This is a genomic window from Paraglaciecola sp. 2405UD69-4, from assembly GCF_047525415.1.
Classification (GTDB): Bacteria; Pseudomonadota; Gammaproteobacteria; order Enterobacterales; family Alteromonadaceae; genus Paraglaciecola.
Map to the genome: position 1 here is coordinate 1,425,706 of NZ_JBLIXM010000001.1, position 26,925 is coordinate 1,452,630.

The 26,925-nt window shown below is 40.0% G+C and carries 28 protein-coding genes; 8 read left to right on the forward strand and 20 right to left on the reverse strand.

What is annotated here, in order from left to right:
• Nucleotides 1-40: 40 nt before the first annotated feature.
• Together ACMUMK_RS06315 and ACMUMK_RS06320 are read right to left on the reverse strand one after the other, a co-directional pair.
• On the reverse strand, nucleotides 41-226 hold the full coding sequence (locus ACMUMK_RS06315; RefSeq protein ID WP_414700262.1) for a hypothetical protein: 186 nt from the start codon (nucleotides 224-226) through the stop codon (nucleotides 41-43).
• 64 nt (nucleotides 227-290) lie between these two features.
• A complete protein-coding gene (locus tag ACMUMK_RS06320; protein ID WP_414700263.1) occupies nucleotides 291-932 on the reverse strand; it encodes an arylesterase in 642 nt (213 codons plus the stop codon).
• Between the two features lie 16 nt (nucleotides 933-948).
• Between ACMUMK_RS06320 and ACMUMK_RS06325 the strand changes: the two genes are divergently transcribed.
• Both ACMUMK_RS06325 and ACMUMK_RS06330 read left to right on the forward strand, forming a co-directional pair.
• Complete coding sequence (locus tag ACMUMK_RS06325; RefSeq protein WP_414700336.1) at nucleotides 949-1,641, forward strand: ABC transporter ATP-binding protein; 693 nt, start codon at nucleotides 949-951, stop codon at nucleotides 1,639-1,641.
• The gene (locus tag ACMUMK_RS06330) at nucleotides 1,642-4,173 is read left to right on the forward strand and encodes an ABC transporter permease (RefSeq protein WP_414700264.1); all 2,532 of its coding nucleotides are present in this window, start codon (nucleotides 1,642-1,644) and stop codon (nucleotides 4,171-4,173) included. It begins immediately after the preceding gene.
• Between the two features lie 46 nt (nucleotides 4,174-4,219).
• On the opposite strand, the gene ACMUMK_RS06335 is transcribed toward ACMUMK_RS06330, so the two are convergent.
• Together ACMUMK_RS06335 and folX are read right to left on the reverse strand one after the other, a co-directional pair.
• Nucleotides 4,220-5,110, reverse strand: coding sequence for a TIGR01777 family oxidoreductase (locus tag ACMUMK_RS06335; RefSeq protein ID WP_414700265.1), 891 nt, complete (start codon nucleotides 5,108-5,110; stop codon nucleotides 4,220-4,222).
• Between the two features lie 27 nt (nucleotides 5,111-5,137).
• Complete coding sequence (gene folX, locus ACMUMK_RS06340) at nucleotides 5,138-5,503, reverse strand: dihydroneopterin triphosphate 2'-epimerase (protein WP_414700266.1); 366 nt, start codon at nucleotides 5,501-5,503, stop codon at nucleotides 5,138-5,140.
• A gap of 98 nt (nucleotides 5,504-5,601) precedes the next feature.
• Here folX and ACMUMK_RS06345 point away from each other — a divergent pair, with 98 nt between their 5' ends.
• Complete coding sequence (locus ACMUMK_RS06345) at nucleotides 5,602-6,642, forward strand: AI-2E family transporter (RefSeq protein ID WP_414700267.1); 1,041 nt, start codon at nucleotides 5,602-5,604, stop codon at nucleotides 6,640-6,642.
• A gap of 68 nt (nucleotides 6,643-6,710) precedes the next feature.
• Here the strand turns inward: ACMUMK_RS06345 and ACMUMK_RS06350 are convergent, their stop codons facing one another.
• The 16 genes from ACMUMK_RS06350 to ACMUMK_RS06425 all read right to left on the reverse strand — a co-directional run bounded on the left by ACMUMK_RS06350 (nucleotide 6,711) and on the right by ACMUMK_RS06425 (nucleotide 22,652).
• Nucleotides 6,711-7,361 carry a DUF1707 SHOCT-like domain-containing protein gene (locus ACMUMK_RS06350; RefSeq protein WP_414700268.1) on the reverse strand — a complete coding sequence of 217 codons (651 nt, stop codon included), beginning with the start codon at nucleotides 7,359-7,361 and terminating at the stop codon, nucleotides 6,711-6,713.
• Between the two features lie 128 nt (nucleotides 7,362-7,489).
• Nucleotides 7,490-8,830, reverse strand: coding sequence for an ATP-binding protein (locus tag ACMUMK_RS06355; RefSeq protein WP_414700269.1), 1,341 nt, complete (start codon nucleotides 8,828-8,830; stop codon nucleotides 7,490-7,492).
• A gap of 15 nt (nucleotides 8,831-8,845) precedes the next feature.
• The gene (locus ACMUMK_RS06360; protein ID WP_414700270.1) at nucleotides 8,846-9,520 is read right to left on the reverse strand and encodes a response regulator transcription factor; all 675 of its coding nucleotides are present in this window, start codon (nucleotides 9,518-9,520) and stop codon (nucleotides 8,846-8,848) included.
• 17 nt (nucleotides 9,521-9,537) lie between these two features.
• Nucleotides 9,538-9,771, reverse strand: coding sequence for a PepSY domain-containing protein (locus tag ACMUMK_RS06365; RefSeq protein ID WP_414700337.1), 234 nt, complete (start codon nucleotides 9,769-9,771; stop codon nucleotides 9,538-9,540).
• Between the two features lie 182 nt (nucleotides 9,772-9,953).
• The gene (locus tag ACMUMK_RS06370) at nucleotides 9,954-10,322 is read right to left on the reverse strand and encodes a glycine zipper 2TM domain-containing protein (RefSeq protein ID WP_414700271.1); all 369 of its coding nucleotides are present in this window, start codon (nucleotides 10,320-10,322) and stop codon (nucleotides 9,954-9,956) included.
• Between the two features lie 79 nt (nucleotides 10,323-10,401).
• The gene (gene prsT / locus ACMUMK_RS06375; protein WP_414700272.1) at nucleotides 10,402-13,227 is read right to left on the reverse strand and encodes an XrtA/PEP-CTERM system TPR-repeat protein PrsT; all 2,826 of its coding nucleotides are present in this window, start codon (nucleotides 13,225-13,227) and stop codon (nucleotides 10,402-10,404) included.
• An 84-nt stretch (nucleotides 13,228-13,311) separates the two neighbouring features.
• Nucleotides 13,312-14,268, reverse strand: coding sequence for a choice-of-anchor A family protein (locus ACMUMK_RS06380; protein ID WP_414700273.1), 957 nt, complete (start codon nucleotides 14,266-14,268; stop codon nucleotides 13,312-13,314).
• Between the two features lie 198 nt (nucleotides 14,269-14,466).
• On the reverse strand, nucleotides 14,467-14,874 hold the full coding sequence (gene arfB / locus ACMUMK_RS06385; RefSeq protein ID WP_414700274.1) for an alternative ribosome rescue aminoacyl-tRNA hydrolase ArfB: 408 nt from the start codon (nucleotides 14,872-14,874) through the stop codon (nucleotides 14,467-14,469).
• A gap of 2 nt (nucleotides 14,875-14,876) precedes the next feature.
• Nucleotides 14,877-15,539, reverse strand: coding sequence for a CPBP family intramembrane glutamic endopeptidase (locus ACMUMK_RS06390; RefSeq protein ID WP_414700275.1), 663 nt, complete (start codon nucleotides 15,537-15,539; stop codon nucleotides 14,877-14,879).
• A 16-nt stretch (nucleotides 15,540-15,555) separates the two neighbouring features.
• Complete coding sequence (locus ACMUMK_RS06395; protein WP_414700276.1) at nucleotides 15,556-15,855, reverse strand: YciI family protein; 300 nt, start codon at nucleotides 15,853-15,855, stop codon at nucleotides 15,556-15,558.
• A 55-nt stretch (nucleotides 15,856-15,910) separates the two neighbouring features.
• Nucleotides 15,911-16,729, reverse strand: a complete 819-nt coding sequence (gene trpA, locus ACMUMK_RS06400; RefSeq protein ID WP_414700277.1) for a tryptophan synthase subunit alpha — start codon at nucleotides 16,727-16,729, stop codon at nucleotides 15,911-15,913.
• Nucleotides 16,722-17,924, reverse strand: coding sequence for a tryptophan synthase subunit beta (trpB, locus tag ACMUMK_RS06405; protein ID WP_414700278.1), 1,203 nt, complete (start codon nucleotides 17,922-17,924; stop codon nucleotides 16,722-16,724). The genes trpA and trpB overlap by 8 nt, the downstream gene beginning before the upstream one ends.
• Before the next feature lie 67 nt (nucleotides 17,925-17,991).
• Complete coding sequence (trpCF, locus tag ACMUMK_RS06410; protein WP_414700279.1) at nucleotides 17,992-19,377, reverse strand: bifunctional indole-3-glycerol-phosphate synthase TrpC/phosphoribosylanthranilate isomerase TrpF; 1,386 nt, start codon at nucleotides 19,375-19,377, stop codon at nucleotides 17,992-17,994.
• A 16-nt stretch (nucleotides 19,378-19,393) separates the two neighbouring features.
• The gene (trpD, locus tag ACMUMK_RS06415) at nucleotides 19,394-20,407 is read right to left on the reverse strand and encodes an anthranilate phosphoribosyltransferase (RefSeq protein WP_414700280.1); all 1,014 of its coding nucleotides are present in this window, start codon (nucleotides 20,405-20,407) and stop codon (nucleotides 19,394-19,396) included.
• Between the two features lie 5 nt (nucleotides 20,408-20,412).
• Entirely contained in the window at nucleotides 20,413-21,054 is a 642-nt protein-coding gene (locus tag ACMUMK_RS06420; RefSeq protein WP_414700281.1) for an aminodeoxychorismate/anthranilate synthase component II, read from the reverse strand.
• Nucleotides 21,054-22,652, reverse strand: coding sequence for an anthranilate synthase component 1 (locus tag ACMUMK_RS06425; protein ID WP_414700282.1), 1,599 nt, complete (start codon nucleotides 22,650-22,652; stop codon nucleotides 21,054-21,056). Before ACMUMK_RS06425 ends, ACMUMK_RS06420 begins: the two co-directional genes overlap by 1 nt.
• Before the next feature lie 320 nt (nucleotides 22,653-22,972).
• Here ACMUMK_RS06425 and ACMUMK_RS06430 point away from each other — a divergent pair, with 320 nt between their 5' ends.
• Genes ACMUMK_RS06430 through rluB form a run of 5 tightly spaced genes read left to right on the forward strand, consistent with a single transcriptional unit; the run spans nucleotide 22,973 to nucleotide 26,897 of the window.
• The gene (locus ACMUMK_RS06430; protein WP_414700283.1) at nucleotides 22,973-23,815 is read left to right on the forward strand and encodes a PHP domain-containing protein; all 843 of its coding nucleotides are present in this window, start codon (nucleotides 22,973-22,975) and stop codon (nucleotides 23,813-23,815) included.
• Between the two features lie 55 nt (nucleotides 23,816-23,870).
• Nucleotides 23,871-24,491 (forward strand): L-threonylcarbamoyladenylate synthase, encoded by a 621-nt coding sequence (locus ACMUMK_RS06435; protein WP_414700284.1) that lies wholly within the window; start codon nucleotides 23,871-23,873, stop codon nucleotides 24,489-24,491.
• Between the two features lie 15 nt (nucleotides 24,492-24,506).
• Entirely contained in the window at nucleotides 24,507-25,373 is an 867-nt protein-coding gene (locus tag ACMUMK_RS06440; RefSeq protein WP_414700285.1) for a segregation and condensation protein A, read from the forward strand.
• Nucleotides 25,366-26,037: an SMC-Scp complex subunit ScpB gene (scpB, locus tag ACMUMK_RS06445; protein WP_414700286.1), complete on the forward strand. Its 672-nt coding sequence runs from the start codon at nucleotides 25,366-25,368 to the stop codon at nucleotides 26,035-26,037. The genes ACMUMK_RS06440 and scpB overlap by 8 nt, the downstream gene beginning before the upstream one ends.
• Complete coding sequence (gene rluB, locus ACMUMK_RS06450) at nucleotides 26,037-26,897, forward strand: 23S rRNA pseudouridine(2605) synthase RluB (protein WP_414700287.1); 861 nt, start codon at nucleotides 26,037-26,039, stop codon at nucleotides 26,895-26,897. The genes scpB and rluB overlap by 1 nt, the downstream gene beginning before the upstream one ends.
• Nucleotides 26,898-26,925: the final 28 nt, after the last annotated feature.

Consider the following 26,925-nt stretch of genomic DNA (forward strand, 5'->3'; position numbering starts at 1 on the left):
GACGCAATAAAAAACGAGTCAGTCGACTCGTCTTTTGGGATTAGGCTGTGGTATTTATAATGCTACCCACACGTTCGTTACTTTGAGGTGGTGCACTTTCTGTGGCTTGCACTGCATTGATGTCAGCGGTTTCTTGCTGTTCAGCCCTAACAACTTGCTGCTGAGAGCCTGTTTGTGTGGGAATATTTTGAGATATTGAGCCCGCTCCAGCTGATCCTACATCCATTATTTGCTCCTCTAATTAAATATTATCGTATACATACTAGTGTAGTGGCTTACTTACGATTCTGCTAGGGGAAGATTAATACCTCAAGTGTTTGTTGCATACCTTTTGCAATCAACACCTGTGCTTCAGCCGTTGGATGAATACCATCTCTTTGCATTAGGTTATCGTTAAGTGCTATGTCCTCTAGGAAAAATGGCAGAAGCGGAATATTGTTTTTCTCAGCTAAGCTCACGTAACTATTAATGAACATATCAGTGTAGCGCCTACCATAGTTGGTAGGTATCTGCATTTGTTGCAAGAATACTTTACTACCACTCGCTAGGCTCAAATCGATAATCTCTTGTAAATTATCTCGCATTTTTGGAATAGGGTGCCCTTGTAATCCATCATTTCCACCCAATTCAATAAATACATGTGTTGGCTGATGTGACGTCAGTAGGCGAGGTAGTCTTGCTAAGCCACCATCTGTGGTTTCACCACTTATTGCAGCATTAACAATGGTGATAGGTTTGTCTTGCCACGCATCTTGTAACAAACTAACCCATCCTTCTTCTTGCTTTAGGCCATAAGCTGCGCTTAGGCTATCTCCAAGAATAAGTAACTTAGCTTCTTTTGCTAGTAGCTGATCCGAAATCAGTAGCAAAGGTATAAGAATTAGTATTTTATAAATTTTATTTCGCAACGATTTGGTATTAAGAAAAACCACTATGACTCCTAAAGTAATGATTAAGACAAATAAAATCAGTAAAACAGTTAATACGTCTCAAGGTGATTTACAGATCCTCAAGCCTATTAGTTTCGAAGTCAAGGCCGGTGAGTCGGTTGCTATTATTGGTGCGTCCGGCTCCGGTAAGTCTACTCTGCTTAGCTTACTCGCTGGGTTAGATGAAGTAAGCGAGGGGGAAATCTCACTTGATGGCGAAGCTATGGAAGTGATGGACGAAGAGCAGCGAGCCCAATTAAGAGGGGCTAAAGTTGGGTTTATTTTTCAAAGTTTTATGCTGGTTCAGAGTTTAACTGCCATCGAGAATATTATGTTACCTGCTGAAATCGCAGGCCATTCAGACGCAAGGCAAAGAGCTGAAAAAATTCTAGAGCAGGTAGGCCTGCAGCACAGAGCTACCCATTACCCTAATCAGTTGTCGGGTGGTGAGCAACAACGTGTGGCGATTGCTAGAGCTTTTATTAGCGAGCCTAAAATTTTATTTGCTGATGAGCCAACTGGAAATTTAGACGCCGCTAACAGTGAAAAAATAGAAAAGCTTTTGTTTGAACTTAACCAAAATTCCAATACAACCCTTGTATTAGTGACCCATGATCAGGGATTAGCAGATCAATGTCAGCGTCAGCTCCACATGCAGGCAGGGGAGTTAACTGAAGTATTTTCTCAGGCAAGTTCGGAAAAGGTAGGGTAGATGAATAAGCAAGCGTTTAGCTTAGCCTGGCGTTTATTTCGTCATGAAACCAAGCGTGGTGAATTAACGATTATATTGCTGGCTATTATTTTATCAGTCGCATCTGTGTTATCTCTTTCATTATTCAGTGAGCGTTTAGAGTCGGCTTTAACTGAAAAAAGTGCTGAGTTTATTGCAGCAGATAGGGTACTTGAATCTGATAAACCAATTGATTTAGCTTGGATTGAAAAAGCACAGGAAATGGGGCTCAATACGGCTCATCAAACTTATGCTAGATCTATGGTATTCGCTAATGAAAACATGGATTTGGTGTCTTTACGTGCTGCTGACCAAGGATATCCACTAAAAGGTACAGTTAAAACAGCTGATAAACCTTTCGAAAATGGTGAGCCTACCGACGGTTTGCCAAAAAAGGGCGAAGCTTGGATTGAGTCCCAACTGTTTCAAACTTTGGGAGTTGCTATAGGCGATACCATTGAAGTTGGCGATGAAAACTTTGCAGTGACTAAGGTATTAACTGAAGTGCCTGACGCTGGCTTTAGCGTGTTTGGTGGTGACCCGAAAGTTTTAATTGGTAAAGCTGACCTTGCAGCAACAAATGTAGAAGGACCAGGAAGCCGCATTGAATACAGTTATTTTTTTACTGGGGATAGAGATGACCTAGAGCGCTATTACGATTGGTTAGAGCCACAATTAGACAGAGAAATTCACGACTGGGATTCGATTGAAGATGACGAGTCAGCAATTGGGCGCTCTGTGGGTAGAGCTGGGCAATATTTTCTGTTAGCTAGTTTACTTGCCATAGTGCTTGCTGCGGTGTCCATTGCAGTGGCTGCACAGCGTTATAGCCAAAGACATTACGACCCCGTGGCTATTATGAAAACCTTAGGCGCCCCTAAGTCAATGGTGCAAAAAATCTATCTGCTGCAAATTGTGTTTATCGCAGGGTTGGGGATTTTAATTGGTACGGCAATAGGGTATGCAATTCAGCAAGTTGTCGTCATGGCTGTTGCCGATAGAGTCGATGTGTCGATTGATGCTTGGCATTGGAAGCCTCTGATTATTGCTATATTCACCGGTTCAGTTTGTGCCATCTTGTTTTCTCTGTATCCCTTAATGAAGTTATTTTCAGTATCACCACTTAGGGTTTTACGCAGAGATTTAGGAGCAAGTTTAAGCTCAAGACTGCTGCAATTTGTGGCCTCTGGCGGTGCGATTTTCTTATTGATGTGGGCCTATAGCCAAAATTTAAAAATTAGTGCCATTTTGTTTGTATCAGGCATAGCTCTGGTCACTAGTTTGATGATAGTTACCTTTGGTTTAATCAGAGCTGGTCGTAAGTTTGCTCAAGGGAAAATGGGACCTTGGCAATTAGCTTGGGCTAGAATAAGTCGCCGGGCTATGGACAATAGTGTGCAGTTAATAAGTTTTGCTGTGACCATTATGTTGCTGCTAGTGGTACTAGTGATGCGTAATGATATGGTGCAACAATGGCAAGATCAGCTTCCCGAAGGGACGCCAAATTACTTCCTAGTTAATATCAGTCATAGTCAGCAACCAAATTTGCAAGCTCACTTTTTGGAAGGAAATGTCAATATAGAGAAATTTTACCCTGTGGTTAGAGGGCGCTTTGTAGCTGTAAATGACGAAAAAGTGCGTACCGCTATTTCTAAAGAAGATCCTGATGAAAGAGACAGCGGTCGCAATGGGTTAGGTAGAGAGGCGAATCTAACCTGGAGTAATGAATTACAAACAGGCTCAAAAATAGTAGAAGGACGCTGGTTTGAAGAAGGTTTGCAGTTAAGCGAACAGGAGCGCCCCTATGAGGTTTCGATTGAGCAAGGTATAGCAGAGCGTTTGCGTCTTGAGTTAGGGGATATGCTTACCTTTAATATTGGTAGTGAAATAGTCAATGTTAAAGTAACCAGTGTTCGAGATGTGAACTGGCAGTCTATGCAACCAAACTTTTTCTTTGTCATTGAGCCTAGAGCACTTCAAAATTATATTCCTACTTATATCTCTAGTTTTAACTTACCTAGTGACCGTAAATCAGATATTACTGCCTTAATGAAACCTTTTGCTAACGTAACCTTGATTGATGTAGATGCCAGAATTAACCAATTGCGTAATATTGTTGATCAGGTATCTGTGGCTGTTGAGTTTATTTTAGTTCTAGTGCTTGCAGCAGGGGCCTTAGTACTTATTGCTCAAGTTCAGGCAAGTATGGATGAGCGTCAAGAGGAGTTAGCGATTTTACGAACCTTAGGCGCTAAAGGGTGGCTAATTCGTTTGAGTGTAATTTATGAGTTTGTGATTATTGGCTTGGTGGCGGGTGTAATGGCGGCGGCATCAAATGAATTCAGTTTGTATTTACTGCAAACTCAAGTGTTTCAAATGCCTGCTGGTTTACACATAGAATATTGGGCCATAGCACCTCTTGCTGGAGCTTTGGTTGTAGGATGTCTAGGTGCTCTAGGGTGTTGGCGTTTACTGTCGTTAAACACCAGCCACTTACTGCGTAAAATGGTGTAAATTAATATTTAATTAAGCAGAGCTTTTTAAGCTCTGCTTAAAATAGCTACTTTAAGCATTCAAAAGCTGTCGTTAATTCGGGGTAGGCAAATTGATATCCACTTTCTAGTAGGCGAGTAGGATTTACCCTTTGCCCATAGATCACAAGGTCTGCCATTTCTCCCATTAACCCTCTTAAAACAAAGGCAGGCACTTTAAACACACAAGGCCGATGTAAAGACTTTGCGAGGGTGCGGCTAAATTCTAGATTGGTCACAGGGGTTGGAGCGGTAAAGTTATAAATTCCTTGGCAGCTTTCGTGTTTTATGAGGTGCGCAATACCCTGTAACATGTCTTCTAGGTGGATCCACGACATATATTGATTGCCGTCACCTATCGGCCCTCCTAGCCCTAATTTGAAAGGCAGTAACATTTTTGTCAGGGCTCCTCCTCTAATGCTCAAGACTATACCTGTTCGAATAATACATACCCTGGTTTCATCTGAGCTAGCTTCCAAAGCCAGAGACTCCCAGCGAGCGCATAGGCGATGACTAAATTCGTCATTAGGCTGGCTGAAATCTTCATCAATAATCTTATCGTTTTGTTTTCCGTAATAGCCAATAGCTGAGCCACTAATGAATAACTTTGGTGGCTGGTTACTATTTTTTATTAGACTGACGAGCCTTTCAGTAATGCTCCAACGACTTTGTTCTATAACCTGCTTTTGCTTAGGCGTCCATTTTTTAGCAACTATGGGCTCACCGGCTAGGTTTATTACTACATCAAATTCATCGAGGTTTTTTAGGTGCTCTAAACTAGATAGAAATTGGATTTTATGACCAAGTACTTGTTCAGCCATGGCCACATTTCGTGTAAGTACAGTGATTTCATTTGGGGATAAAATTGGCACTAGGTTGGAGCCAATTAATCCAGTACCGCCTGTAATTAATATCTTCATTACTACCTCAAATGTATGTTTGGAGCCTTAGTTTTTATTGCATGATAAGCAAAGAGACACTGAATCAGAAAAACGTAAGGCGTGGGGTTTATCAACTTCTACCTCTGCATAGGTGACCCAAGCATGTTCTGCTGCAATAGCTAGAACATCAGCTGTCAATTTCTCAAGAAGTGAAAAACGGTTGTTTTCTACTAGGTTGATAATGCGCTTTGTGACTATTTTGTAATTGAGGGCATCGTCCATTTTATCTGAATCTGTTGCCTGGTCAGCGTGGTAATTAATTTTAATGTTGATGACTACATCTTGCATATTGGCTATTTCATCATCGTTAATGCCTATGTAGGTACGTAATCTTAAGTTCTTAATTCTTATTGTTGCTGGATTTAACTTCATAGTATTCCAAAGGTTAAGTTATTTCTTTTATTACTTTGCTACAAAATACCACATAGATCTGCTAGTTTGCTCTCAAGGTATTTATCAAGAATCATTTTATGCAAATCAATCACCAAAGACCCGTTAAAATTTTAATAGTACTGGCAAGTATTGTGGTTATTTTAGCGGGCGTAAAAGCAGCTAGTGCCATTGTCGTACCTTTTTTATTGTCTATTTTTATTGCGATGGCTTGCAGCCCCATTATTACATGGGCAAACCAATATAAATTACCTAGAGCACTGGCAGTCATTATAGTCATACTCTTGATTGTTATTTTTGGATTAGTTTTGGCTGGTCTAGTAGGGCAGTCTATGAATGAGTTTAGTCAGAACGTTCCAAAATATCGGGAGCAGTTGGTACAGGAGTTTGGTTGGGTAATAGGGCAGCTAGATAAAGTTAACATTTCAATTAATAAAGATACCCTTATTTCTTATCTTGACCCAGGCGCAGCTATGAATATGGCCACTAACCTATTGTCGAGCCTAGGGGGCGTGCTAACGAATTTTTTACTGATATTGTTAATTGTGGTGTTTATGCTGTTTGAAGCAGAGTCATTTCCTAAAAAAATACATATTGCTTTGTCAGATCCCGATATGAAAATGCAGCAAATTGATAAGTTTTTAACGTCAGTCAAAAACTACCTAGTCATTAAAACTCTAGTGAGTTTAGGTACAGGTTTGATAATTGGTGTTTGGTTGTATGTATTAGGTGTTGATCATTTTTTACTTTGGTCTGTACTTGCGTTTTTATTAAATTATGTACCCAATATTGGCTCCATTATTGCGGCTATTCCCGCTGTGTTACTGGCTTTTGTGCAGTTAGGTCCAACGACCGCTGGGTTAACTGCATTAGGGTTTGTGGTTTCAAATATGGTGATGGGAAATGTGGTAGAGCCAAAGTACATGGGCCGTGGACTTGGTTTGTCTACCTTGGTGGTGTTTCTATCGTTAATTTTTTGGGGATGGTTACTGGGTACTGTTGGTATGTTGTTGTCGGTTCCGTTGACTATGATAGTCAAGATAGCCTTAGAGTCGAACCCTGATACACACTGGTTTGCATTATTACTAGCAAGTGAAGATGTGAAGCAGGCTAACGAATAAATCTTACATTGCCCTTTTTAATTAATTTAAAAAGGGCTAATAGGACATATTTAAAAATTCTGCCTAGTTCAGACTTTGTTATTGAAAAGAGTTTTCATTTGATTAGCAAAGGCCACAAACTTTTCTTTTATTGTACGTTTTATTTTTATGTCTAATCCGCCAAATAAAACTAAGCCTTCTATGGTTAAGGTTGGGGCTTGGCGAGAGGCTATTGATGGCGCTTTATTATCTACTCCGCCAAAAATACAGAAGGCTTTTGAGATGACGTTTATGTTCTCTGGTATGTAGATATTATCACCACCAAATATACATAGTACTTTTACAGTGACATCTGGGCTTGAAAATATTGCATCGGTAAAGTCGATGTCAGCCCCTCCAAATAGGGTTAAAATTCTTATCTCTTTAGGTACTGACCATTGTCCACTGCGGTTAGAGCCCCCAAAAATATTGACAATGCTTTCTGTTTCAACACTGTTCTCGGCAGAATAATTAATGTTGAATCTTTGCTCTTTTTGAGAGGTAAACTCTTCGCTAGTGTTGTGCTGCAAATCTGCAACCAAATCAACTAATTCTTGATGATTTTTACTTGCCATTGCCGCATCTAACCTTCTTTCAAAGGCTTCATTGGAAATCACGCCATGACTGTAGTTAAAAATAAGCTTATCAATGACCTCTTCTCTTACCTGTTCGATAGGTCTATCTTCTAATTTTACAGCCATGCTTTTTCCTTATTGATGTTTGTTTAGATATGTAATTAAAAAGCAGATACCATGCCAGACTAAAACTTAATTGAAATCAATAGTTTGGGTTTTGTAGCAACTCATAGATATGAAAAATTAACCAATAATTAGTGGTTTTCACTCTTTAATGGGAAGGTAAATATAAGTTTTGCGCCGCCCAACTCGCCCTTATTTATTTCAAGGCTACCCTGATAGGCTGCGACTAAGTCGGCTACTACTGCCATACCTATTCCTTGACCCTCTTTGTAACTGTCTAAACGCGTACCTCTTTGTAATAGGTGTTCTCGTTTGTCTGCAGGGATACCAGGTCCATCATCTTCAACGCTTAACGTTAAACCTTTTTGGCTTGCTATGGCGGTTAGCTTCACTTGACTTGTGGCTGCTTTACAGCCGTTATCTAGTACGTTTCCAAGTATCTCCATCAGATCGGTTACGTCCCCATGAAAGCCAATATCTTGAGGGTCGATGCTTGTACTAAATGATAATTGCTTATCAGCATAAACTTTGGCCATAGCGTTGAGCAGTTTTTCAACAACTGGCTTTATAGGGGTAGCTTGCTCAAAGGAACTGGTGGTGCCTGCAACTGCTCTTTTTAACTGCCTTTGTATTTGCAGGTTAATTTGGTTGATTGGTTCTTTCGCTTGGTGGGGGAGGCCTTCTGTACCTGATAGCACGGCCAGTGGTGTTTTAAGGCTATGGGCTAAATCACTTAGGCTGTTTTTGTAGCGACTACGTTGCTGTTGCTCGGTATCTAATAGATTGTTAATGCTACTTTTTAGCTTTTCTAGCTCTGGGGGATAATTCTGGTCTATGCGCTTTAATTGTCCGCTCTCTGCTTGGCGTATTTGCTTGTTTAGTCGGCTGATAGGGAGTAATGCTGCATTAAGGCTCACCAATAACAGTATGAGTAGCAGAAGCGCGATTAACCCAAGCCAATTCCATAAGGTTGTCGCAAACTTTTGTTTTTCTGTATTAAAGGTTTGTTTATCTCTGAGAATATAAAAGCTTATAGGTTGGTAACCTAAAGATGTTTCAAATTCAGCGGTATATGCATACAAGAAGTAGCTGTTTTGCATGGAGAAGTCTTCAATGAAAGCTTCTGCGCCAATTTTAGGGGCTGAAAAACTAGGTTCTAATTGCCAATTTAAAGTCGATAAGGATTGCCAAAGTGTTGCATTGTTAGACTGGATAAATGCGTACAAACCCGAACCAGGCATATTAAACTCATCGTTATATAGTTGCTCTGGCATCAGCGCATAACTGCTGCTTTCGTCTAATTCAAATTCAGAAATTAACGTTAAGCTTTGTACTCGAAGTTGCTCTAACATAGACTGACTTAGGCTACTGTTAAAAGCTTTTTCGAGGGTGACAGCGGTTAAAGGGATGAAAATCAGTAATGCTAGAACTGCAGCAGCAAAACTTCTTAATCGTAAAGAAAGGTTACGCATCAATAAAAGGTGGGGTTATAGATCACGGCTAATCCTATACCCTCTGCCACGAAGGGTATCTATTGGATTGAGCTCGCCTTTTGGGTCTATTTTTTTACGTAACCTGCCTACAAAAACTTCAATCACATTGCTATCTAGATCAAAGTCTTGGTCATAGATATGCTCAGTTAGTTCTGTTTTTGAGATGATTTTCTGTGGGTTTAATAATAGATATTCAAGCACTTTAAATTCGTATGCGGTAAGTTCTACATACTCACCATTTACCGTGACTTCTTCACTTAAGGTATCAAGGCTAATAGGTCCTTTTTCAATAACGGGGTGGGCTTTACCCGCGGCGCGGCGAATTAATGCATTAATTCGCGCCAGTAGCTCTTCATCATGAAAAGGTTTAGTTAAGTAATCATCCGCTCCGGCATCTAGTCCTTCTACTTTCTCTTGCCATCTATCTCTAGCAGTTAAGATTAAAATTGGACAGGAAACGTCATTCTTGCGGGCTTTTTGAATTACTTCAAACCCATCAACAACCGGTAAGCCAATATCGATAATGGCTAAATCATAGGAGTGCTCTTGCAGCAGAAACAAAGCTTTCGCTCCGTCATCAGCTAAGTCAACACTGTAACCATTATTTTGGAGCAACACATCTAGTTGTGTAAGCAAGCGGCTATCATCTTCAACAATTAAAATACGCATGGTTGGCTTACAGATCCCTAATTATTTACTTTCTTATTACTGGATTTTGTGGACTTTTTATTGATATCCACTGACACAACTCTGCCTGATTTTTGTAGTACTTTAACGCGATACTTATTTTTATTTTGATCGACTTTAAGGACACGTCCACTAACTCGCTTCTGAGCTTTTTGAGCAGCCTCAGATTTACTTTTTGCCGAGTTTTTATCGTCATCTGCAAGGGCAGGTGTGCCACTTAACACCAAGAGGATAAAGCAACCGGCTAGTAATATAGAGTTGGTTTTTAACTTCAAAATGTTACTCTCAAAATATTTATAAAGTCAGTTTACCTTAATCATGAATCAAGGTAAAAGCTATTGCTCTGGTCAATTCATGATTAAATGTAAACGATAATTTAGGGTATCTGTAGGCTGTCAATAAGTTACAAAGCTCATTAATGACGGTACCTATTGTGAGCTCTTTTTTTATACACATTAGTATTATGTGAATTTGTTAGGTAATCAACTTGATTACCTATAGTACTGCCAATGATGACTCCAGTAACAGTGCCTAGTACTTTATTAGAATCAGAACTAGCATTATGCCCAATTATACCTCCTACTAGGCCGCCAATTATAACCCCTGTTTTAGGCTTGGTTTTAGAAACAATAACTGTTTTTGTTTTCACATATTTAGGTTGCTTTACAACCTGGTATTTGTGAGCTGGTGAGGTTTTAACTACCTTAACCGCTTGGTGGTTCTTGGCATTAGCTAAAGGTGAAAGAGCCAATAATAATAGTGTGGTGCTTAATAAAATTTTCATGTTATCACTCCGTTTTGAAAGTGATTACCATACTAATATTCTGTGCCTGAATTTTAGCTGAACTGATTTTGAACCAGAGTTATTGCTTAATCAATTTTGCGTACAGAGCTTCTGCTGCGGCTTTTTCTTCAAAGTTTTGATTTTTATCAAAAAGCGCTGCTAATTCTGACTTAGCTTCATTCACCAAACCTAGCATATTTAAACTTACTGCTATGTAGTAATGTAATGCTGGGTTTTGCTGATCTCGAGAGTAAGCTCTTCTTAGCAACTCTAGCCCTTCTTTAGGCTGGCTTTTTTGAGTCAGTAGCCATCCGTATATGGTTAGTGTTTTAGGGTTTTTATCGTCCAGAGCATAGGATTGTAATGCATACTCAAGACTTTTATCCAAATCCGAGGTCATGTATATATAAGCTAATCGATTTAGAATTCCTTGAGGCTCATTTAATTCTGCATGTTGTAGTAGTTGCTCATATTCCTGTGCCGCTTGTTCGTAATTTTTTTGGTAAAAAAGGTATTGTGCGAGTAGGTTACGAGGGAAAAAGCGCTCTGGGTTATTAGCAACTATCTGGTCTAGTTTATCTTTAAAGGGGGCAGAAGCTATGCCTTTCGTCGTTAATGCGTAAAGCTTGGCTAGTGCCAACTCATAGCTATCATCTAAATCTAAGGTTGTAAGGTAAAGTTGATTCGCTTTGGTTAGCTTGCCTTGTTGCTCAGCTAACCTACCTAGTAAAAAAGACACTTCAGCTTGTTGAGGATATTTGCTGCTAAGCTGATTTAGCTGGCTTTCAGCCGCATCTGTCTTATGTTCATTGAGTAAAAACTCCGATAATTGCAGCGCTAGCTTTAGGCTGTCTGGTTGTAATTTTTGAGCGCTAACAAGAGAATGCGTTGCAGCTTCTACATCGCCTACTAACATTTGTAACTTGTGTAGGGCAATCATTAGGGCTGCGTTATTACTAGCAAGTCTTTGCAATTCTTGCAGGGTCCTTTTGCTGCTTAGGGTATCGTTTTGAGCGATATAAATTTGTGCTTTTTGAATGACATATTTAGGGTTTTCTTGGTCTCTACTAGTTAATCGATTTAATTGTAGTAGTGCACTTTTATATTCCTTTCTGGATACATAAATAGTGGTTAAGCCTTCTAGTGCAGCTACATTATTTTTGTCACTCAGCAGTACTTTGCGATAATTTTGTAAAGCTTGGTCTGCATCATTTTGTTTCAGTTGCATTTTAGCCAGTAACAACAGGGCGGCAGGGTAGTTAGGGGATTTAGCTAATATATTCGCAACGAGTTGTTCTGCTTTAGTGAGGTCGCCAAGCAAATACCAAGTAGTTGCAAGATTGTAGTTTGCTGACGTAAAGTTGGGGTTAATAGTAAGGGCTTTATTCAAGTAACTCTGCGCTTCAGTTACTTGGTTTAACTTGATTAAAATTGCACCTTTGATATTTAAAGAAACAGGATCATTTGGCTTAAATGATAATAGCTGGCTGATGCTAGCATTAGCTTTGGCAAAGCGGTTTGCTTGTAAGTTTAAGATACTATGAACCAGTAAAATAGCTTGATTGTCTGGCGCTTGGGCAGTTAGGTTATCTAGACTCTCTAGACCTTCTTGAGTTTTTCCTCGAGCAATAAGCAATTTAGTTTCTAGGAGTTGTACCTGAATGTTATCTGCGTATTTCTCTTTTAGGGTTTCTATTAGTGATAATGCTTTAAAGTTTTTGTCATTATTTATGTATAAGTCACCTAGCATAATTAAGGTATCTGGAAGAGCCTCTAGCATAGCTTGGTTTTCTTCAAGTAGTGCCATCGCTTTTTTTTCTTTGTTTAGGGCGATGTAACTTTTAGCTAAATAGATGATGGGGGATAAATCACTTCGATCAAATCTTCTTAGGGCTGTAAAGTCTCGGATTGCAAAATCGTAATTTTTTTCTCTAAATTGAATTAAGGCCCGCAAAAATAGTAGAGGTTGGTCTTGCTCGACTAATTGGCTGGGGTAGTTTTTGATTTTCGCTGCCAACTCGTTAAACTTTTCTTCAGCATCAGGGGCCAAAGATGTACCTTGTTGTAACCAACTGTTCACTAAAATAGCAAATGGATCATTTGGAGAGGCTGTGAGTATAGTATTAACTGTTTTTTTGGCAGCCTCTTGATTACTCGATGCTAAGTAAACATCTGCTAGATGTCTTAAAATATAGGGATCATCTGGGTTTAGTTGAAAAGCTTTTTCCAAATAAGTAAGGGCATTTGTAAGATCATTCTGTTGTCTTGCTACTAAGCCTTTTAACTGCCAGGTTACTGAGTTTTTTGGATCTATTTCACCTGCTTGAGTTAAAAAACTCAAAGCTTCTGGGTAATTTTTTAAAGTCAGAGCGACATTAGCTAAGCCGTTTAATTCTTCAGCTCTATCTTTAGAAATACGCCCTAAGTAAGCATAACTTTCTGTGGCACACTCGTAGTTTTTTGCTTGCATACATGCATCAGCTCTCAACCTTAGCCAGTCTTTTAGTTGTATGCTTGGAAATGACTTAAAACCTGTGTATTCGATAACTTTTTCAAATTCTTTGAGTTTTATTAAAGCTAACCCCCAAGAGGTTGAAAACAAACTAACGTCAGCACCTTGACGTATTGCCTCTGAAAACTCTATCTCTGCGGTTTTATATTGCCCCTGTTTAGTCAATAGCTGACCCATTAATACTTTAGAGGGTAGATTGTTGGGACTTTCGTGCAGGGCATTTTTCAGATGGATCATAGACTCATCAAATCGTTCAGCTTTATAGGCCGAAAGTGCACTTTCATAATGCAATTGAGAGTCAGAAAATACTAATGAAGATGTGAACAAGCAGATAAATAAAAATATTGTTCGTTGCCAAGTTGGAGACAGGAATTTTCTTTTTGTGATGTGCATTTATTTGACCTTAGAAAATAAAAAAGACGGATAAATCCGTCTTTTTCATCATATCAGTTATGTAAATCTAACTGAAATCAAACATCACTTTTTTAACTTACGACGGGTAATAAATAGTAACCCTAATCCCATAAGTGCTAAGCCAGCAGGTGCTGGTACCTCAGTAGCCGGTGTAGTTGTAGATGTTGGAGGAGTATAACTATATAAGTCGTTGTGTAATTCAACTGAGCCTGAATAAGAAAGTGCCGCAACGCCACCTTCAAGAGCACCAGTTGAGCTACTAATATTAGCGTAAGGAGCTAATACCGAACCACGCCAGCCGTCGCCATTGAAACTAATATCAGTTACTGTTTGATCTGTGCTGAAGAAATTCCAAAGCACCATAGTTCTGTCTGTTTCGTTGGTAAATTGTGCCTTTGAGTTCAGGGTCAATTCTGTTAATCCTGTTATATCAACATTTATAACTACAGGTACGCTAGGGGATTCACTAAAGTAAACATCTCCTGATAAAATCTCATCAGTACTAACATTGTAAACTGTTAACTCAGTTGCTGAACTTGCTTCTAGATATTTTTGGTTCATACCTGATGAATCAAAATTTGCATTTGCTTCTAGACTTGCAAAATAAGCGCTATCAGCTTCTACTGAATTCCAAATATTATCAAACTCTGCTTGAAGTACAGCTTGATCTTTTTGTTCGACAATACCTGTAGCGCTATTAGTAATTAGGTTAGTTGAGCCTGCAGAGCCTCCATAAACTATGTTACCTGTTTGAGCTTTTACATCATTGGCCGTTATATCACCAACAACTACAACAGCATCTACCGAAGAGTCTGTGGCTAAATGACTACCCACATCTAGAGATTTACCGCTCATATTGATGTTTCCACCTACTAATAGTCGGCCTTCAATATCACTTGAGGTACTTAGGTCGTCTTTTAATATAAGGTTGTAAGTCCCTACATTAATGTTAGTTGCGTGTACTTGACTGGAAAGTAGACCCATTAACGTCAAAGTGGCGAGTAAAATATTACGCTTCATTAAAATATCCCTAGGAAAATCCATGACATTGTTATGGGAAACCATAAGCAATAATTATACCCAATTGGTAAATTTTTGTTTCTTATAGCTTTTATTGAAACACTAGTTGGATTTGATATTGAAGTGTAAAAATAGCTGACATTTATAGAAGTAAGTTAAAGGTCTTTCTTAACTTTATATTTTTTGGTCTTTAGTAAATTAGTAATCAACTTTACGTCGTAAGGCTTTGGTTTTACCTGATTTCACTTTGCTGTCGACGCGTTTTCTTTGAGAGCTTTTGGTGGGCTTGGTGGGCCTGCGAGCTTTTTGTAGTTTTCCTGCTTCAATTAGTATTTCTGAAAGTCTATCTAGGGCATCTTGTTTATTCATTTCCTGAGTGCGATGGTTTTGAGCTTTGACTATCAATATGCCATCTTGAGTAATACGTTTATCATTACCAGATAAAAGTTTTTGTTTTACGTATTCTGGAATTGGGGCCTGTTTGATATCAAACCTTAGATGAATGGCACTAGACACCTTATTTACATTCTGACCTCCTGCCCCTTGTGCCCGCATGGCATTTAGGTCAATAGCAGCGGATAGATGCTCTAGGTTGGGAATATACATAGTTAGGCTCCTGGAAAGGCGAGCATTTCACCTAAACCTAAAGTAAACAACCATAAGCCGTAAGCTGAATGTTCTAAGCTGGTTAATAGCAAAGAGCGGCTTTTTTGATAGGTTAATGCGAATAATACTCCGCCAATAAATGTTAGTAAAAAGACCAAGCTGTTTAAGAAAACTAAGTGAGCCATGCAAAATAGTATTGCATTTAATGTGATGAATATTCGGTTATTTGCTACTAAGCCGTTATAACGCTTGAAAAAGAATACTCGGTATAAAAACTCTTGTGGGTAAACAGAAAATACAGCGTAAAAAATACAGATCCCAAGCCATAGTAAAGGATTTCCTATTACCACAGAAAATAAAGACTCAGGCATAGTTATCGTGACTAAAATCAATGAAACGATGACGAATATTAAAAAACGTAACCAAATCATCAAGGAGCCTGAGTAATGCTCAAAGTGCAACAAATGTTGCCCTTTTAATAACCCCATATTTTTACTTTGATAAATACAATAAAAAATGCCACTGAGTACTAAGCTTAGTTTTAACCAAGGGGATATTGGTAATAATAATGAGGCTGGTAAACAAACAAATAACCAGGCTAACTCTAACCATAAAAATGTATTAGAGGCGCAATTGTTGTTAGCCATGGCTACTGTATCTTTCAAGTGAGATCTGATTTCCTTAGGGTAAAACTACTTTATAAGGCTTAACTACGACTTTTTCATAGACACCAGCTAGGGCATAAGGGTCAGTGTCAGCCCATGCTTTAGCTTCTTCTAAACTTGGGAAGTCGACTATAACTACAGAGCCTGTAAAACCAGCTTCGCCGGGATCTTCGCTATCTATTGCTGGACATGGACCAGCCACAAGAACTCTTCCCTGGTCCGCTAATACTTGAATACGCTCTAGGTGGGCAGCTCGTGTTTTTTTACGTAGAGGTAGACTGTTTTCTACATCTTCAGAATATATGACGTACCACATAATATTTCCTTAGTGTATGCCCTTGAAGGTTTTATATCCTTAAGGGCGAGATTGATTATTTATTTGTTGCTGCTTTCATATTTGAAACAAAGGTTTTGAGCTTTTCTAACATCACTTCAGGTTGCCCTAAGTTTTCTGCAATAATATTTACCGTTGCTGAGCCAGAAATTGCACCTGCTGCGCCAGATTTTATGGCATCTGCTACTTGCTCTGGTGTTGAAATACCAAACCCAAGTAATGGGGGGGCAACCTTGTACTGGGCTAGCTTATTGATGAGGTCACTGGCAGGAATACTCACTGCGGTTTCAGCGCCTGTCACCCCAGCTCGTCCTAGTAAATAGGTGTAACCTTGTGATTTTTTACCAATTTCAGCTAGGGTTTCATCGCTGGCATTAGGCGGTGCAATTAATATTTGTTTAATACCAGTTTGTTCTGCAACGGCAATAAAACGGTCAGCTTCTCTTAGCGGTACATCGGCAATTAAAATGGAGTCAACACCCGCATCAGCAGCATCTTGATAGAACTTCTCGATGCCACGCTTGAGTACTAGGTTACTGTATAAAAGCAAACCAATTGGGATCTCGTTATTGGCTTCTCGCACTTTTTTAATCACCTCAAAACATTCTGTGGTTTTGATTTTGTGACTCAAGGCACGGATAGCAGCATTTTGAATGGTTGGGCCATCTGCAATGGGATCTGAGTAGGGGAAACCTAGCTCTAAGGCATCTGCTCCACCTTCGATTAAGGCGTTAATAATATCGACTGAGGTATCTGCATCAGGATCACCTACCATTACGAAAGGAACAAAGGCACCTTGCTTATCTTGGTCTAACTTTTTAAACACATTGCTGTAGCGATCGATTGTATTAGTCATTATCTGCTCCTCCCGTAAAAGCATCGCCCAAGATACTGTGAACATGGGCTAAATCTTTGTCGCCTCTTCCTGATAAGTTGACCACTATTATGGTGTCGTCTTCTGCTTCATCTGCCATGTTTAAGCCATGGGCTAAGGCGTGCGAAGACTCAAGGGCTGGGATAATACCTTCTTTACGGGATAAAATTTGAAAGGCGTTGAGGGCTTCATCGTCGGTTACTGATACATATTCAGAGCGGCCGATATCAGACAAATAAGCGTGCTGAGGACCTACTGCTGGGTAATCTAAGCCCGCAGATACTGAATAAGACTCTTCAATTTGGCCGTCTTCGTCTTGCATAATATAGCTATAAGCACCATGTAAAATTCCGGTTGTACCTTTGCCTAAGGCTGCACCATGCTCTTTGGTATGTATACCTTTACCTGCAGGCTCTACGCCAATTAACTTTACACTTGGCTCGTCTATAAAATCAGCAAACATACCAATAGCGTTTGAGCCTCCCCCTACGCATGCCACTACTGCATCAGGTAGGCGACCTTCTTTTTCTAAAATTTGCGCACGGGTTTCTTCACCTATCATGCGGTGAAATTCGCGGACTATAGTGGGGAACGGGTGTGGACCGGCAGCAGTACCTAATAGGTAATGAGCTTTGTCATAATTAGCTGACCAATCTCGCATTGCTTCATTTACAGCATCTTTTAATGTGCCAGAACCCGCAGTGACGGGAATAACTTCAGCACCCATTAAGCGCATTCTAAATACATTAGGGGCTTGACGTTCAACATCTTTCGCACCCATGTAAATTCGAGCTTTTAGGCCCATTAAGGCACAGGCTAAAGCAGTGGCTACACCGTGTTGCCCAGCCCCGGTTTCAGCAATTACTTCGGTTTTCCCCATACGCTTTGTTAATAAGGCTTGGCCCAATACCTGATTGGTTTTGTGGGCTCCACCATGGAGTAAGTCTTCTCGTTTAAGATAAAGTTTTACTTTAGGGTTACTGACTAGGTTACGGGTAAGCGTCATAGCAGTTGGGCGGCCTGCATAGTCTTTTAATAATCCCATAAATTCTTCTTGAAATTCAGGATCTTTTTGCGCATCAATAAATGCTTGTTCAAGTTGGTCCAATGCAGGAATAAGCAACTCGGGCACATACATACCACCGTATTCCCCAAATTTACTGTCTAAATGATTCATTTATTACTCACTTCAAATTTTGTAATTCTTAAGACCTTTGCTTACAGCTAACGGGGCCAAGATATGCTTAATATGCTCTTAGTTCGCTAAAAGCTTGGTTGATTTTGCTTTGCTCTTTAATACCGGGGGCGCTTTCTACACCAGAGTTTACATCCAGTATGGCAAGCCCGTGTTTGACTGCTTGTTTTATGTTGTTTGGATTGATGCCACCGGCTAAGATTAATTTTGTTTTGTCGGTGATCCCATCTAACAATTGCCAACTAAATGCTTCGCCAGTGCCGCCAGACTGCTCCCCAACCTGACAATCTAACAAGAAATAGTCGACGCTTTTTTCATGCATGTCTGGCAAGCTATCTTTTACACCTTTAGCTAGCCATATTTGGCAATTAGGATTTAATTGAACGCCTAATTGATCAATATACTTTTGGTCTTCTTTACCGTGTAACTGCACGGCTGCTAAGTTAAATTCCTTGGAATAACGCACTACTTTTTCTATTGGTGCATCTACAAACACACCTACGTAATTAAACGGCACTGCGTAAGTGATTTGTCTGGCCTGCTCTAAGGTGACGTAGCGCTTAGATTTTTCAGCAAATATTAAACCGGCATAGCTTGCTGGGCTGTCTTTTACCATTTTTGCACCCGACAAGCTGGTGGTACCGCAAATTTTTACTTTGCCATAAATCAACTGTTTAGTAGCCAGCTTTACATCGGCTTCTGCCATTAATGAGCTACCCACTAAAAAGCCATCAGCGATAGGAGCAAGTCTCAATACGTCTTGATGAGTGTAAATTCCAGACTCTGAAATGATCACATGATCATGCTTTGCATGTTCTTTGATAAGTGGAACTAAGCGTTCTGTGGTTGCTAAATCTGTACTTAAATCTCGTAAGTCACGGTTATTAATACCGATGATTTTGGCTTTTAGTTGGCAGGCTCTTAGTACTTCCTCTTCGTTACTGACCTCTGTTAACACGTCTAGTTGGTAACGCTCAGCTAGGGTTGCTAGGCTGGTGTAATCTTCATCGCTTAACACGGATAACATCAATAAAACTGCATCGGCATTATGATGACGAGCTAAATAAATTTGATAGGGCTCAATGAAAAAATCTTTGTTAATAACAGGTTGAGTGACGTTAGCACGGACATATTCTAAGTACTTAAACTTACCTTGAAAATATTTCTCATCTGTTAGTACTGAGATACAGGCCGCATAAGGACTGTAAGCCTGGATAATTTCATCTAAATTAAAGTCTTTGCGGATTAATCCCTTTGAAGGAGATGCTTTTTTACACTCTAATATAAAACCAGCATTGGGCTGGGCTAGGGCATCATAAAAGCTTCTATCTGATGGGGTTAAATCATCAATAAAGGTTTCTAGAGGTAAATCTAGTTTACGTTGTGCAATTTCTTGTTGTTTGTCTAAAACGATTTTTTCTAATACGTTTGCCATCTACTTAAGTATCCCCTTACAAATTTTGGCTGATATCAGCAGATTGTTTAATGGTGGCCAATGGTAACTTTTGCTCCATGGCAGTTATGGCCATTTGTGCACCTAGGGCAAAGGAGTCTGCTTTACCGCAAAGTTTAAGTAGCGCACCGGTATTCATAGCTACGGCGGCTTGATGTGCTGGCTGCCCTTTACCGATTAAAACGTTTTCGATTAAGGTTTTGTTTTCTTCTGGGTCTCCACCTTTAATGGCTTCAAGTGGGTAGTTTTCAAGACCAAAATCTGCTGGTGATAATGAATATTCAGATAATTCTACTCCGTTTACTTCTACCACCTGAGTATCGCCATGCAAAGCAAATTCATCTAAACCGCTACCATGGACAACAAGGGCTTTTTGGTAACCCAGTAATTGTAGGGTTTGCGCAAAGGGCTTCAATAATTCCGGAGCGTAAACCCCAATTATTATATGGCTTGGCCTAGCTGGGTTTACTAAAGGCCCTAGTAAGTTAAATAAGGTGCGAGTTTTAAGTGAGGTGCGAACAGGCATGGCATGACGAATACCAGAGTGATAATTGGGTGCAAACAAAAAGCACAAGTTTGATTCATCAAGGCATTTGCGTGCAGTATCTGCTGACATGGTGAGTTCTACATTAAAGGCTTTGAATAAATCGGCAGAGCCAGATTTGCTCGATACACTACGATTACCATGCTTTGCTACAGGTAAGCCACAACTTGCAGCAACAATTGCAGAGGCTGACGAAATATTAATGGTGTTATGACCATCACCGCCTGTGCCAACTATGTCGGCAAAGTCATAATCTGGACGAGGAAAAGCTCCAGCATTTGCGATTAAGGCATTAGCAGCACCAGCGATTTCGCAAGGTTGTTCACCCTTTATTTTTAGGGCGGTAAGCAAAGAAGATAAAACAATATCGTCCACTTGGCCTGTGACTACCTCTGAAAACACTTGGGTAACGTCATCTTGCTTTATATCTTGGCCTTTATATAGTTGTTCAAGAATAGTGTGGATCATCTGTTTTAAGCCTTTTCTTGAGTTAAAAATTGTATACTTTGCATAAGTAGTTGACTGCCATGGGAGGTCAGAATTGATTCAGGGTGAAACTGAAACCCAAGCATTCTATCTTGTAAGTGCGCCACTGCCATAGGGATCTCTTCATAATTTGCTAATAGGGTAAGCTCTGCTGGCATTTCGCTGGCCATTAATGAATGATAACGAGCTACAGGCAATGGTTGCGGCATATCTGCAAACATTTTATCACCGCAGTGTTCTATAAAAGAAGACTTGCCGTGCATAACTTTATTGGCACGAATAATTTTACCGCCATAAGCTTCAACAATTGCTTGATGCCCTAGGCAAATCCCTAGCACTGGAAATTGACCTTTTACTAAATTAAGTAAGGTCAGCATTGAACCGGCTTGGGCTGGATTACCAGGCCCAGGAGAAAGCATTAACATAACTTGTTTGGTGTTGCCCTGTTGATCTTTTTCAAGAGCCTTTTGTTGCATTTTTTGCAAGATAAGTTGTGCTGGCACTGAGTTACGGTAAACGATCAATTCCAAGCCTAAGGTTCTTAGTTCATCCACTAGGTTGTAGGTAAATGAATCAAAGTTATCTAATAAAAATACGCAAATTGGTTTTTGTGAAGTTGCTGTATTCATTACGCATCTCCTTGAGTCTGTGAGCTAGAGATAATAGCGCTAATAACGGCTTGTGCTTTGCCTCTGGTTTCATCTGCTTCAGATTGGGGATCTGAATCAAACACCACTCCTGCACCTGCTTGAATATATGCAGTGTTATTTTTAACAAAGGCGGAACGTATAACAATACAGGTATCCATATCACCATTGTTATTTAAGTATCCCACAGCACCGCCGTAACTACCTCGGCGCTCTTGCTCGACTTCTCGTATTAAGCTTGCAGCACTTACTTTAGGCGCACCCACTAAGGTACCCATATTCATACAAGCTTGATAAGCGTTAAGGGCATCTAAATCGTCCCGTAATTGGCCAACCACTCGGGAAACTAGATGCATGACATGTGAATAACGGTCAACTTTAAGTAAATCAGTCACGTACCGAGTGCCAGGCTTTGAGACCTTAGCCACATCATTACGGGCTAAGTCCACCAACATAATATGTTCGGCTCGCTCTTTTTGATCTTCTTGTAGGTTTAATTCCAAGCGGCAATCTAAATCTAAATCGATACTTCCATCGGCACGTTTGCCCCTTGGGCGCGTGCCTGCTATAGGATAAATTTCTACTTGGTTGGTTTGCTTGGTGTACTTCAACGCTGACTCAGGCGATGCACCAAAAATACTAAAGTCATCATCCTGTAAAAAGAACATGTAAGGACTAGGATTCTGCTTTTTTAATTCTCGGTAAGCGTCATGTGGATGAGGGCAGGGTAAACTAAAGGTACGAGACGGAACCACTTGGAAAATGTCACCGGCTAAAATATCTTCTTTTAAACGTATTACATCTTGCTTGTATTCTTCGTCTGATTTATTAACTTGTAAACTTGATTTATCGATTGGTGTTTTGGTGACGCTTGCAAGGGGCTTAATAGTACTTAGTTTATGTTTAATTTGTTCTAGTCTTTGACTGATAGTAAAAAAGTTATTACCAATGTTTTTTCCACTAAACACGCTACCAATGATATCTGTTTGCTGAGTTTGGTGGTCAATTACTACTAAACTCTCGGCAAGGTAAAATACAAAATCTGGACAAGTATTGGCGCTATCTTTTACATCGGGTAACTTTTCAAAACTGGCTAAAAGATCATAGGCTAAAGCTCCCCCTAAAAATACTGCATTAGGATGATTACGAATAGCTGTAATTTTGTTGGTGATGAGCCTAAGTACATCAAATACAGCGGGGGCCTTGAGGCGGCTGTCTTCATCTAATTCAGCGTCAGCTTCGGGGAAGGTTAGGGTCACTATGCCGGCTGTTGGGTCATAGTGATGATTCACACCTTCAGGGCAATACTCATCAAACATAGGTAGAACAGCGTGGCCGTTATCTGTTAATGCTCGACAGGTAACTATGGAGCCATGACACTCAAGTTTTACCGCTGCATCTACTAAAAGTAGGCTTTTAAGGTTGTCTTTACTGTTAATTTCGGCTGATTCAAGTAACAGGTTATTAGTTTGACCTTGACATAAATACTGATAAGCGTGGAGAGGATCTGCAATATAATCTGCTTGAATGACTAGGGTTTCTACTTTACCTGTCTGCTCTGTTAATTGGGCTAAACTCATTTTTTAATTCTCGATTGATATTTTTCTTGGCGAGCAGATGTAAAAAGCCCGCATATTATACGGGCTTTTTTAGAAATTTATTTGCAAAAATACAAACACTCACAGCCCGTTAGTTCAGGTTGTGCCACCACCAAATGATTTGTGCTTGAATATTTTTCATTTATCTTAGTTCTCTTTGCGATATTTAACGTTATTTCTGATAATCAAAGTCGAATCAATGTTAATATAATCATAATCTTTCGACGGGTATAGAAGAAAACAAAAAGGCTTCTATGTCAACACCCTAATGATTCTTTGATATAAAAAAAGTAACTTACAACATGAAAATCGATCTACATAGCCATACCCATTATTCTGATGGGCACCTTTCACCAGAAGAGTTAGTGACGCGAGCTCACACTATGCAGGTGAATGTTTTGGCAATTACCGATCACGATACTGTTGATGGGATAAACCAAGCTATAAATTTTCAAGCCCAACAGAAACGAGACATGCAAATTTTACCCGGTGTTGAGATTTCTACCTCTTGGCATAACTTTGATATTCATGTTTTAGGCTTAAATGTTGATCATACTGATACCCAATTTTTAGAGCGTTTAGACTTACAAAGCCAAGAGCGTGATAGGCGAGCTCAGAAAATGTCCGACAAGCTAGCTAAGGTCGGTATAGATAATGTCATAGATGATGCAAAAAAATTAGCTGGGGTTGGGCAAATCACGCGGGCCCACTTTGCTCGTGTATTGGTTGAGCGTAAGTTGGTTAAAGATTTTGATACCGTATTCAAAAAGTATTTAGGAAAGGGTAAAAAGGCCCATGTAAAACCCCAGTGGATAAGTATTGAAGACGCAGTACAATGGATTCAAGATGCAGGAGGCAAAGCTGTGCTTGCTCATCCTGGCCATTACGACATGACATCTAAATGGTTGAGGCGTTTAGTAAGTGAGTTTGCATTAGCAGGTGGTGACGGTATGGAAGTGACACATTCCCATTTGTCCCGAGATAAAAAAGCCCTGTTAACGAGTCTTGCACAAGAGCATAATCTACAAGCATCCAGTGGTTCTGATTTTCATTATCCAAACCGCTGGACAGAGTTAGGTAAAAACCTTTCGCTTCCAGAGCAACTTGTGCCAATATGGCATGACTGGGCGTTAAATAAACAATAATTACTGAGTAAATCAGTTAAGCAATACTGCTGTGATAGTAGAATAGGAGAGACCCATGAGTCAGTTTTTTTATATCCATCCCGACAACCCTCAAGCGCGCTTAATCAAGCAGTCTTGTGAGCTAATTCACAAAGGTGCTGTGGTGGTGTACCCCACGGATTCTGGGTATTCCATTGGTTGCCATATGAATGATAAAGCCGCCATTGAGCAAATTTGCCGAATTCGTAAAATTGGAAAAGATCATAACTTTACACTTATGTGCCGAGATATGTCTGAGTTATCTGAATACGCAAGGGTGGATAATACAGCCTTTCGTATGATTAAAAACAATACTCCAGGGCCCTATACTTTTATTTTGAAAGCCACAAAAGAAGTACCCAAAAGACTTCAAAATCCTAAACGCCGCACTATAGGTATAAGGGTGCCAGATAATAAAATTGCTTTGGCCTTGTTAGAAGAATTACGAGAGCCCATGATGTCGACCACTTTGATTTTACCTGATAGGTTAGTGGCAGAGTCAAACCCTGATGACATTCGAGATGAGCTTGAAAAACAAGTTGGTTTGATTATCCATGGTGGTTTTTTAGGGGAGCAACCCACCACTGTGATTGACTTATCTGAAGACGAAACCACTATTATCCGTGAAGGTAGTGGCGATCTAACACCCTTTATTTAAGTTGATTTTTATTTTATGTCTGCTGATAACTCATCATTTTCAAAGCACAGTGGCGCAAACGAGCCTGTCCAACAGCCTCTGCCACTTGCCTTTGTTAACGGTGAGGCCTTAGTTGAGAAGCCAGAAGACTTATACATACCCCCAGATGCCCTAGAGCTTATTTTAGAAGCATTTGAAGGCCCACTAGATTTGTTGTTGTATTTAATACGCAAACAAAAATTCGATATCGTTAATTTACCTGTCTATCAAGTGACTCAGCAATACATGGAATATGTTGAGCTGATGAAAGACTTAAAGTTAGAGCTGGCCGCAGAGTATTTGTTGATGGCAGCCATTTTGGCTGAGGTGAAATCACGTCTTTTATTACCTAAAAGAGCAGATGCTGAAGAGGATGAGGACGATCCAAGGGCAGAGCTCATTCGACGCCTAAAAGAATACGAAAAAATAAAGCTAGCAGCACAAGAATTAGACAATATTCCCCGTAAAGAGCGAGACTTATTTAAAGCCGGAGCTCAGCCTGCACCTAGTGTTAAACCCTTGAAAATATTACCTAAGGTAAGTTTGCAAGAGTTGGTACTAGGTTTTCAAACCGCTATTCAACGCTCAGAAGCATTTGAGCATCATCAAATAGAAAAAGAAACCCTTTCGACGCGGGAGCGTATGAGTATGATTTTAGAAAAATTGTCTTCAGAACATTACACAGGGTTTGATGAGTTATTTAATGCCAGTGAAGGCAAAGCAGGTGTAGTGGTGACATTTTTGGCTATATTGGAGTTAGCCAAAGAAAGTTTAATTGATTTAGTACAAGCCCAGCCTTACGCCAATATCCATGTAAAAGTAAGTGATAATAAAACGCAATTTGTAGAGGGTGAACATGGCTAAAATATCACGAGAGCAACTTAAACAGTTAGTTGAGTCTGCCATATTTGTTGCTGATGAACCGCTCACGCAAGAGCGACTCCAGCAAACTGTGTTAGAAGGGCTGAAAGTCACTAAAACAATGCTTAAAGATGTACTTGCTGAGCTAACCCTAGATTACCAAGCAAGGGGAATTCAGCTTGTAGAAGTTGCCTCTGGTTATAGGTTTCAGTCCATGGACAGTTTAAGCCCATGGTTAAGCAAGCTATGGCAAGAGCAAGCACCACGATACTCTAGAGCTAGTTTAGAAACCTTGGCTCTAATTGCATATCGTCAGCCCATTACCAGAGGCGAAATTGAAGATGTTCGTGGGGTTTCTGTTAGTAGTCAAATTATGAAAACCTTAAGTGAACGGGGATGGATTAAAGTGGTTGGCCGTAAGGAAGTACCAGGCCGGCCAGCGTTATATGCAACCACTAAAGAATTTTTGGATTATTTTTCACTTAAAAGCTTAAGTGAATTACCTAGTAGTGATGAATTTATCACTTCTCCTGAAAGCGAAGAACAGCGCAATCAACTTTTTACTTTAAGCGAAGAGTCTGAAGTACAAGAGTTGCCATCAATAACAACTGAAGATCCAACAAACGATTTATTGGATGGTTCAGAACAACCAGAGCAATTGCATTAATGAGTGAAAAATTACAGAAAGTCCTAGCCAATGCTGGCCTAGGCTCACGCCGAGAAATGGAACGCTGGATTGAAGCAGGGCGAGCATCAGTTAACGGAAAGCTAGCTACCTTAGGTGATAGGGTAGAGCCTAGTGACAAAATCCGCGTGGATGGCAACCCTGTAAACACGGTGAATGAATCGCCTATATGTAGAGTACTAATGTACAACAAACCTGAGGGTGAACTTTGTAGTCGTAAAGATCCCGAAGGGCGTCCTACTGTGTTTGACCGTCTACCTAATATTAAAAATGGTCGCTGGATAGCCGTTGGCCGTTTAGATATTAATACCAGTGGTTTACTGTTGTTTACCAATGACGGTGAGCTAGCCAACCGCTTAATGCACCCTAAGCACGAAGTTGAACGTGAATACTCAGTGAGGGTGTTTGGTGAAGTGGAAGATATGATGCTTAAACGTCTCACCGATGGAGTAAAATTAGAAGACGGTGAAGCTAAGTTTACTCGAATAGTTAAAAAGCCCGGCGATGAAGAAAGTCAAAATAGCTGGTATAACGTGAGTCTATCTGAAGGGCGTAATCGTGAAGTGCGCAGACTTTGGGAGTCACAGGGACTGCAAGTTAGCCGCCTTATCCGCGTACGTTATGGTGAGTTAGAGCTTAAAAAACGTTTACCCCAAGGTGGGTGGGTAGAATTACCTTTATCGGATTTAAATGGTTTACGTAAAAGCGTGCAACTACCAGAAGAAAAGGAAACCCTGATCAAAGTAGAAGCAGATAACAAACTTGATCATGTTAAGTTAAGCCGTATGCGACGATCTGTTAAGAAACACCGGGTTAGGCAGGCAAATAAAAAGCGCTCTTAGATTTTTACTTATTTAAATATTCGCTGCG

What these genes read in the sequence shown, in the direction of transcription:
- ACMUMK_RS06315 (WP_414700262.1), bottom strand. Translation starts at nt 226, where the DNA reads ATGGATGTAGGATCAGCTGGAGCGGGCTCAATATCTCAAAATATTCCC.
- ACMUMK_RS06325 (WP_414700336.1), top strand. Translation starts at nt 949, where the DNA reads ATGATTAAGACAAATAAAATCAGTAAAACAGTTAATACGTCTCAAGGT.
- ACMUMK_RS06330 (WP_414700264.1), top strand. Translation starts at nt 1,642, where the DNA reads ATGAATAAGCAAGCGTTTAGCTTAGCCTGGCGTTTATTTCGTCATGAA.
- ACMUMK_RS06335 (WP_414700265.1), bottom strand. Translation starts at nt 5,110, where the DNA reads ATGAAGATATTAATTACAGGCGGTACTGGATTAATTGGCTCCAACCTA.
- folX (WP_414700266.1), bottom strand. Translation starts at nt 5,503, where the DNA reads ATGAAGTTAAATCCAGCAACAATAAGAATTAAGAACTTAAGATTACGT.
- ACMUMK_RS06345 (WP_414700267.1), top strand. Translation starts at nt 5,602, where the DNA reads ATGCAAATCAATCACCAAAGACCCGTTAAAATTTTAATAGTACTGGCA.
- ACMUMK_RS06350 (WP_414700268.1), bottom strand. Translation starts at nt 7,361, where the DNA reads ATGGCTGTAAAATTAGAAGATAGACCTATCGAACAGGTAAGAGAAGAG.
- ACMUMK_RS06355 (WP_414700269.1), bottom strand. Translation starts at nt 8,830, where the DNA reads ATGCGTAACCTTTCTTTACGATTAAGAAGTTTTGCTGCTGCAGTTCTA.
- ACMUMK_RS06360 (WP_414700270.1), bottom strand. Translation starts at nt 9,520, where the DNA reads ATGCGTATTTTAATTGTTGAAGATGATAGCCGCTTGCTTACACAACTA.
- ACMUMK_RS06370 (WP_414700271.1), bottom strand. Translation starts at nt 10,322, where the DNA reads ATGAAAATTTTATTAAGCACCACACTATTATTATTGGCTCTTTCACCT.
- prsT (WP_414700272.1), bottom strand. Translation starts at nt 13,227, where the DNA reads ATGCACATCACAAAAAGAAAATTCCTGTCTCCAACTTGGCAACGAACA.
- ACMUMK_RS06380 (WP_414700273.1), bottom strand. Translation starts at nt 14,268, where the DNA reads ATGAAGCGTAATATTTTACTCGCCACTTTGACGTTAATGGGTCTACTT.
- arfB (WP_414700274.1), bottom strand. Translation starts at nt 14,874, where the DNA reads ATGTATATTCCCAACCTAGAGCATCTATCCGCTGCTATTGACCTAAAT.
- ACMUMK_RS06395 (WP_414700276.1), bottom strand. Translation starts at nt 15,855, where the DNA reads ATGTGGTACGTCATATATTCTGAAGATGTAGAAAACAGTCTACCTCTA.
- trpA (WP_414700277.1), bottom strand. Translation starts at nt 16,729, where the DNA reads ATGACTAATACAATCGATCGCTACAGCAATGTGTTTAAAAAGTTAGAC.
- trpB (WP_414700278.1), bottom strand. Translation starts at nt 17,924, where the DNA reads ATGAATCATTTAGACAGTAAATTTGGGGAATACGGTGGTATGTATGTG.
- trpCF (WP_414700279.1), bottom strand. Translation starts at nt 19,377, where the DNA reads ATGGCAAACGTATTAGAAAAAATCGTTTTAGACAAACAACAAGAAATT.
- trpD (WP_414700280.1), bottom strand. Translation starts at nt 20,407, where the DNA reads ATGATCCACACTATTCTTGAACAACTATATAAAGGCCAAGATATAAAG.
- ACMUMK_RS06420 (WP_414700281.1), bottom strand. Translation starts at nt 21,054, where the DNA reads ATGAATACAGCAACTTCACAAAAACCAATTTGCGTATTTTTATTAGAT.
- ACMUMK_RS06425 (WP_414700282.1), bottom strand. Translation starts at nt 22,652, where the DNA reads ATGAGTTTAGCCCAATTAACAGAGCAGACAGGTAAAGTAGAAACCCTA.
- ACMUMK_RS06430 (WP_414700283.1), top strand. Translation starts at nt 22,973, where the DNA reads ATGAAAATCGATCTACATAGCCATACCCATTATTCTGATGGGCACCTT.
- ACMUMK_RS06435 (WP_414700284.1), top strand. Translation starts at nt 23,871, where the DNA reads ATGAGTCAGTTTTTTTATATCCATCCCGACAACCCTCAAGCGCGCTTA.
- ACMUMK_RS06440 (WP_414700285.1), top strand. Translation starts at nt 24,507, where the DNA reads ATGTCTGCTGATAACTCATCATTTTCAAAGCACAGTGGCGCAAACGAG.
- scpB (WP_414700286.1), top strand. Translation starts at nt 25,366, where the DNA reads ATGGCTAAAATATCACGAGAGCAACTTAAACAGTTAGTTGAGTCTGCC.
- rluB (WP_414700287.1), top strand. Translation starts at nt 26,037, where the DNA reads ATGAGTGAAAAATTACAGAAAGTCCTAGCCAATGCTGGCCTAGGCTCA.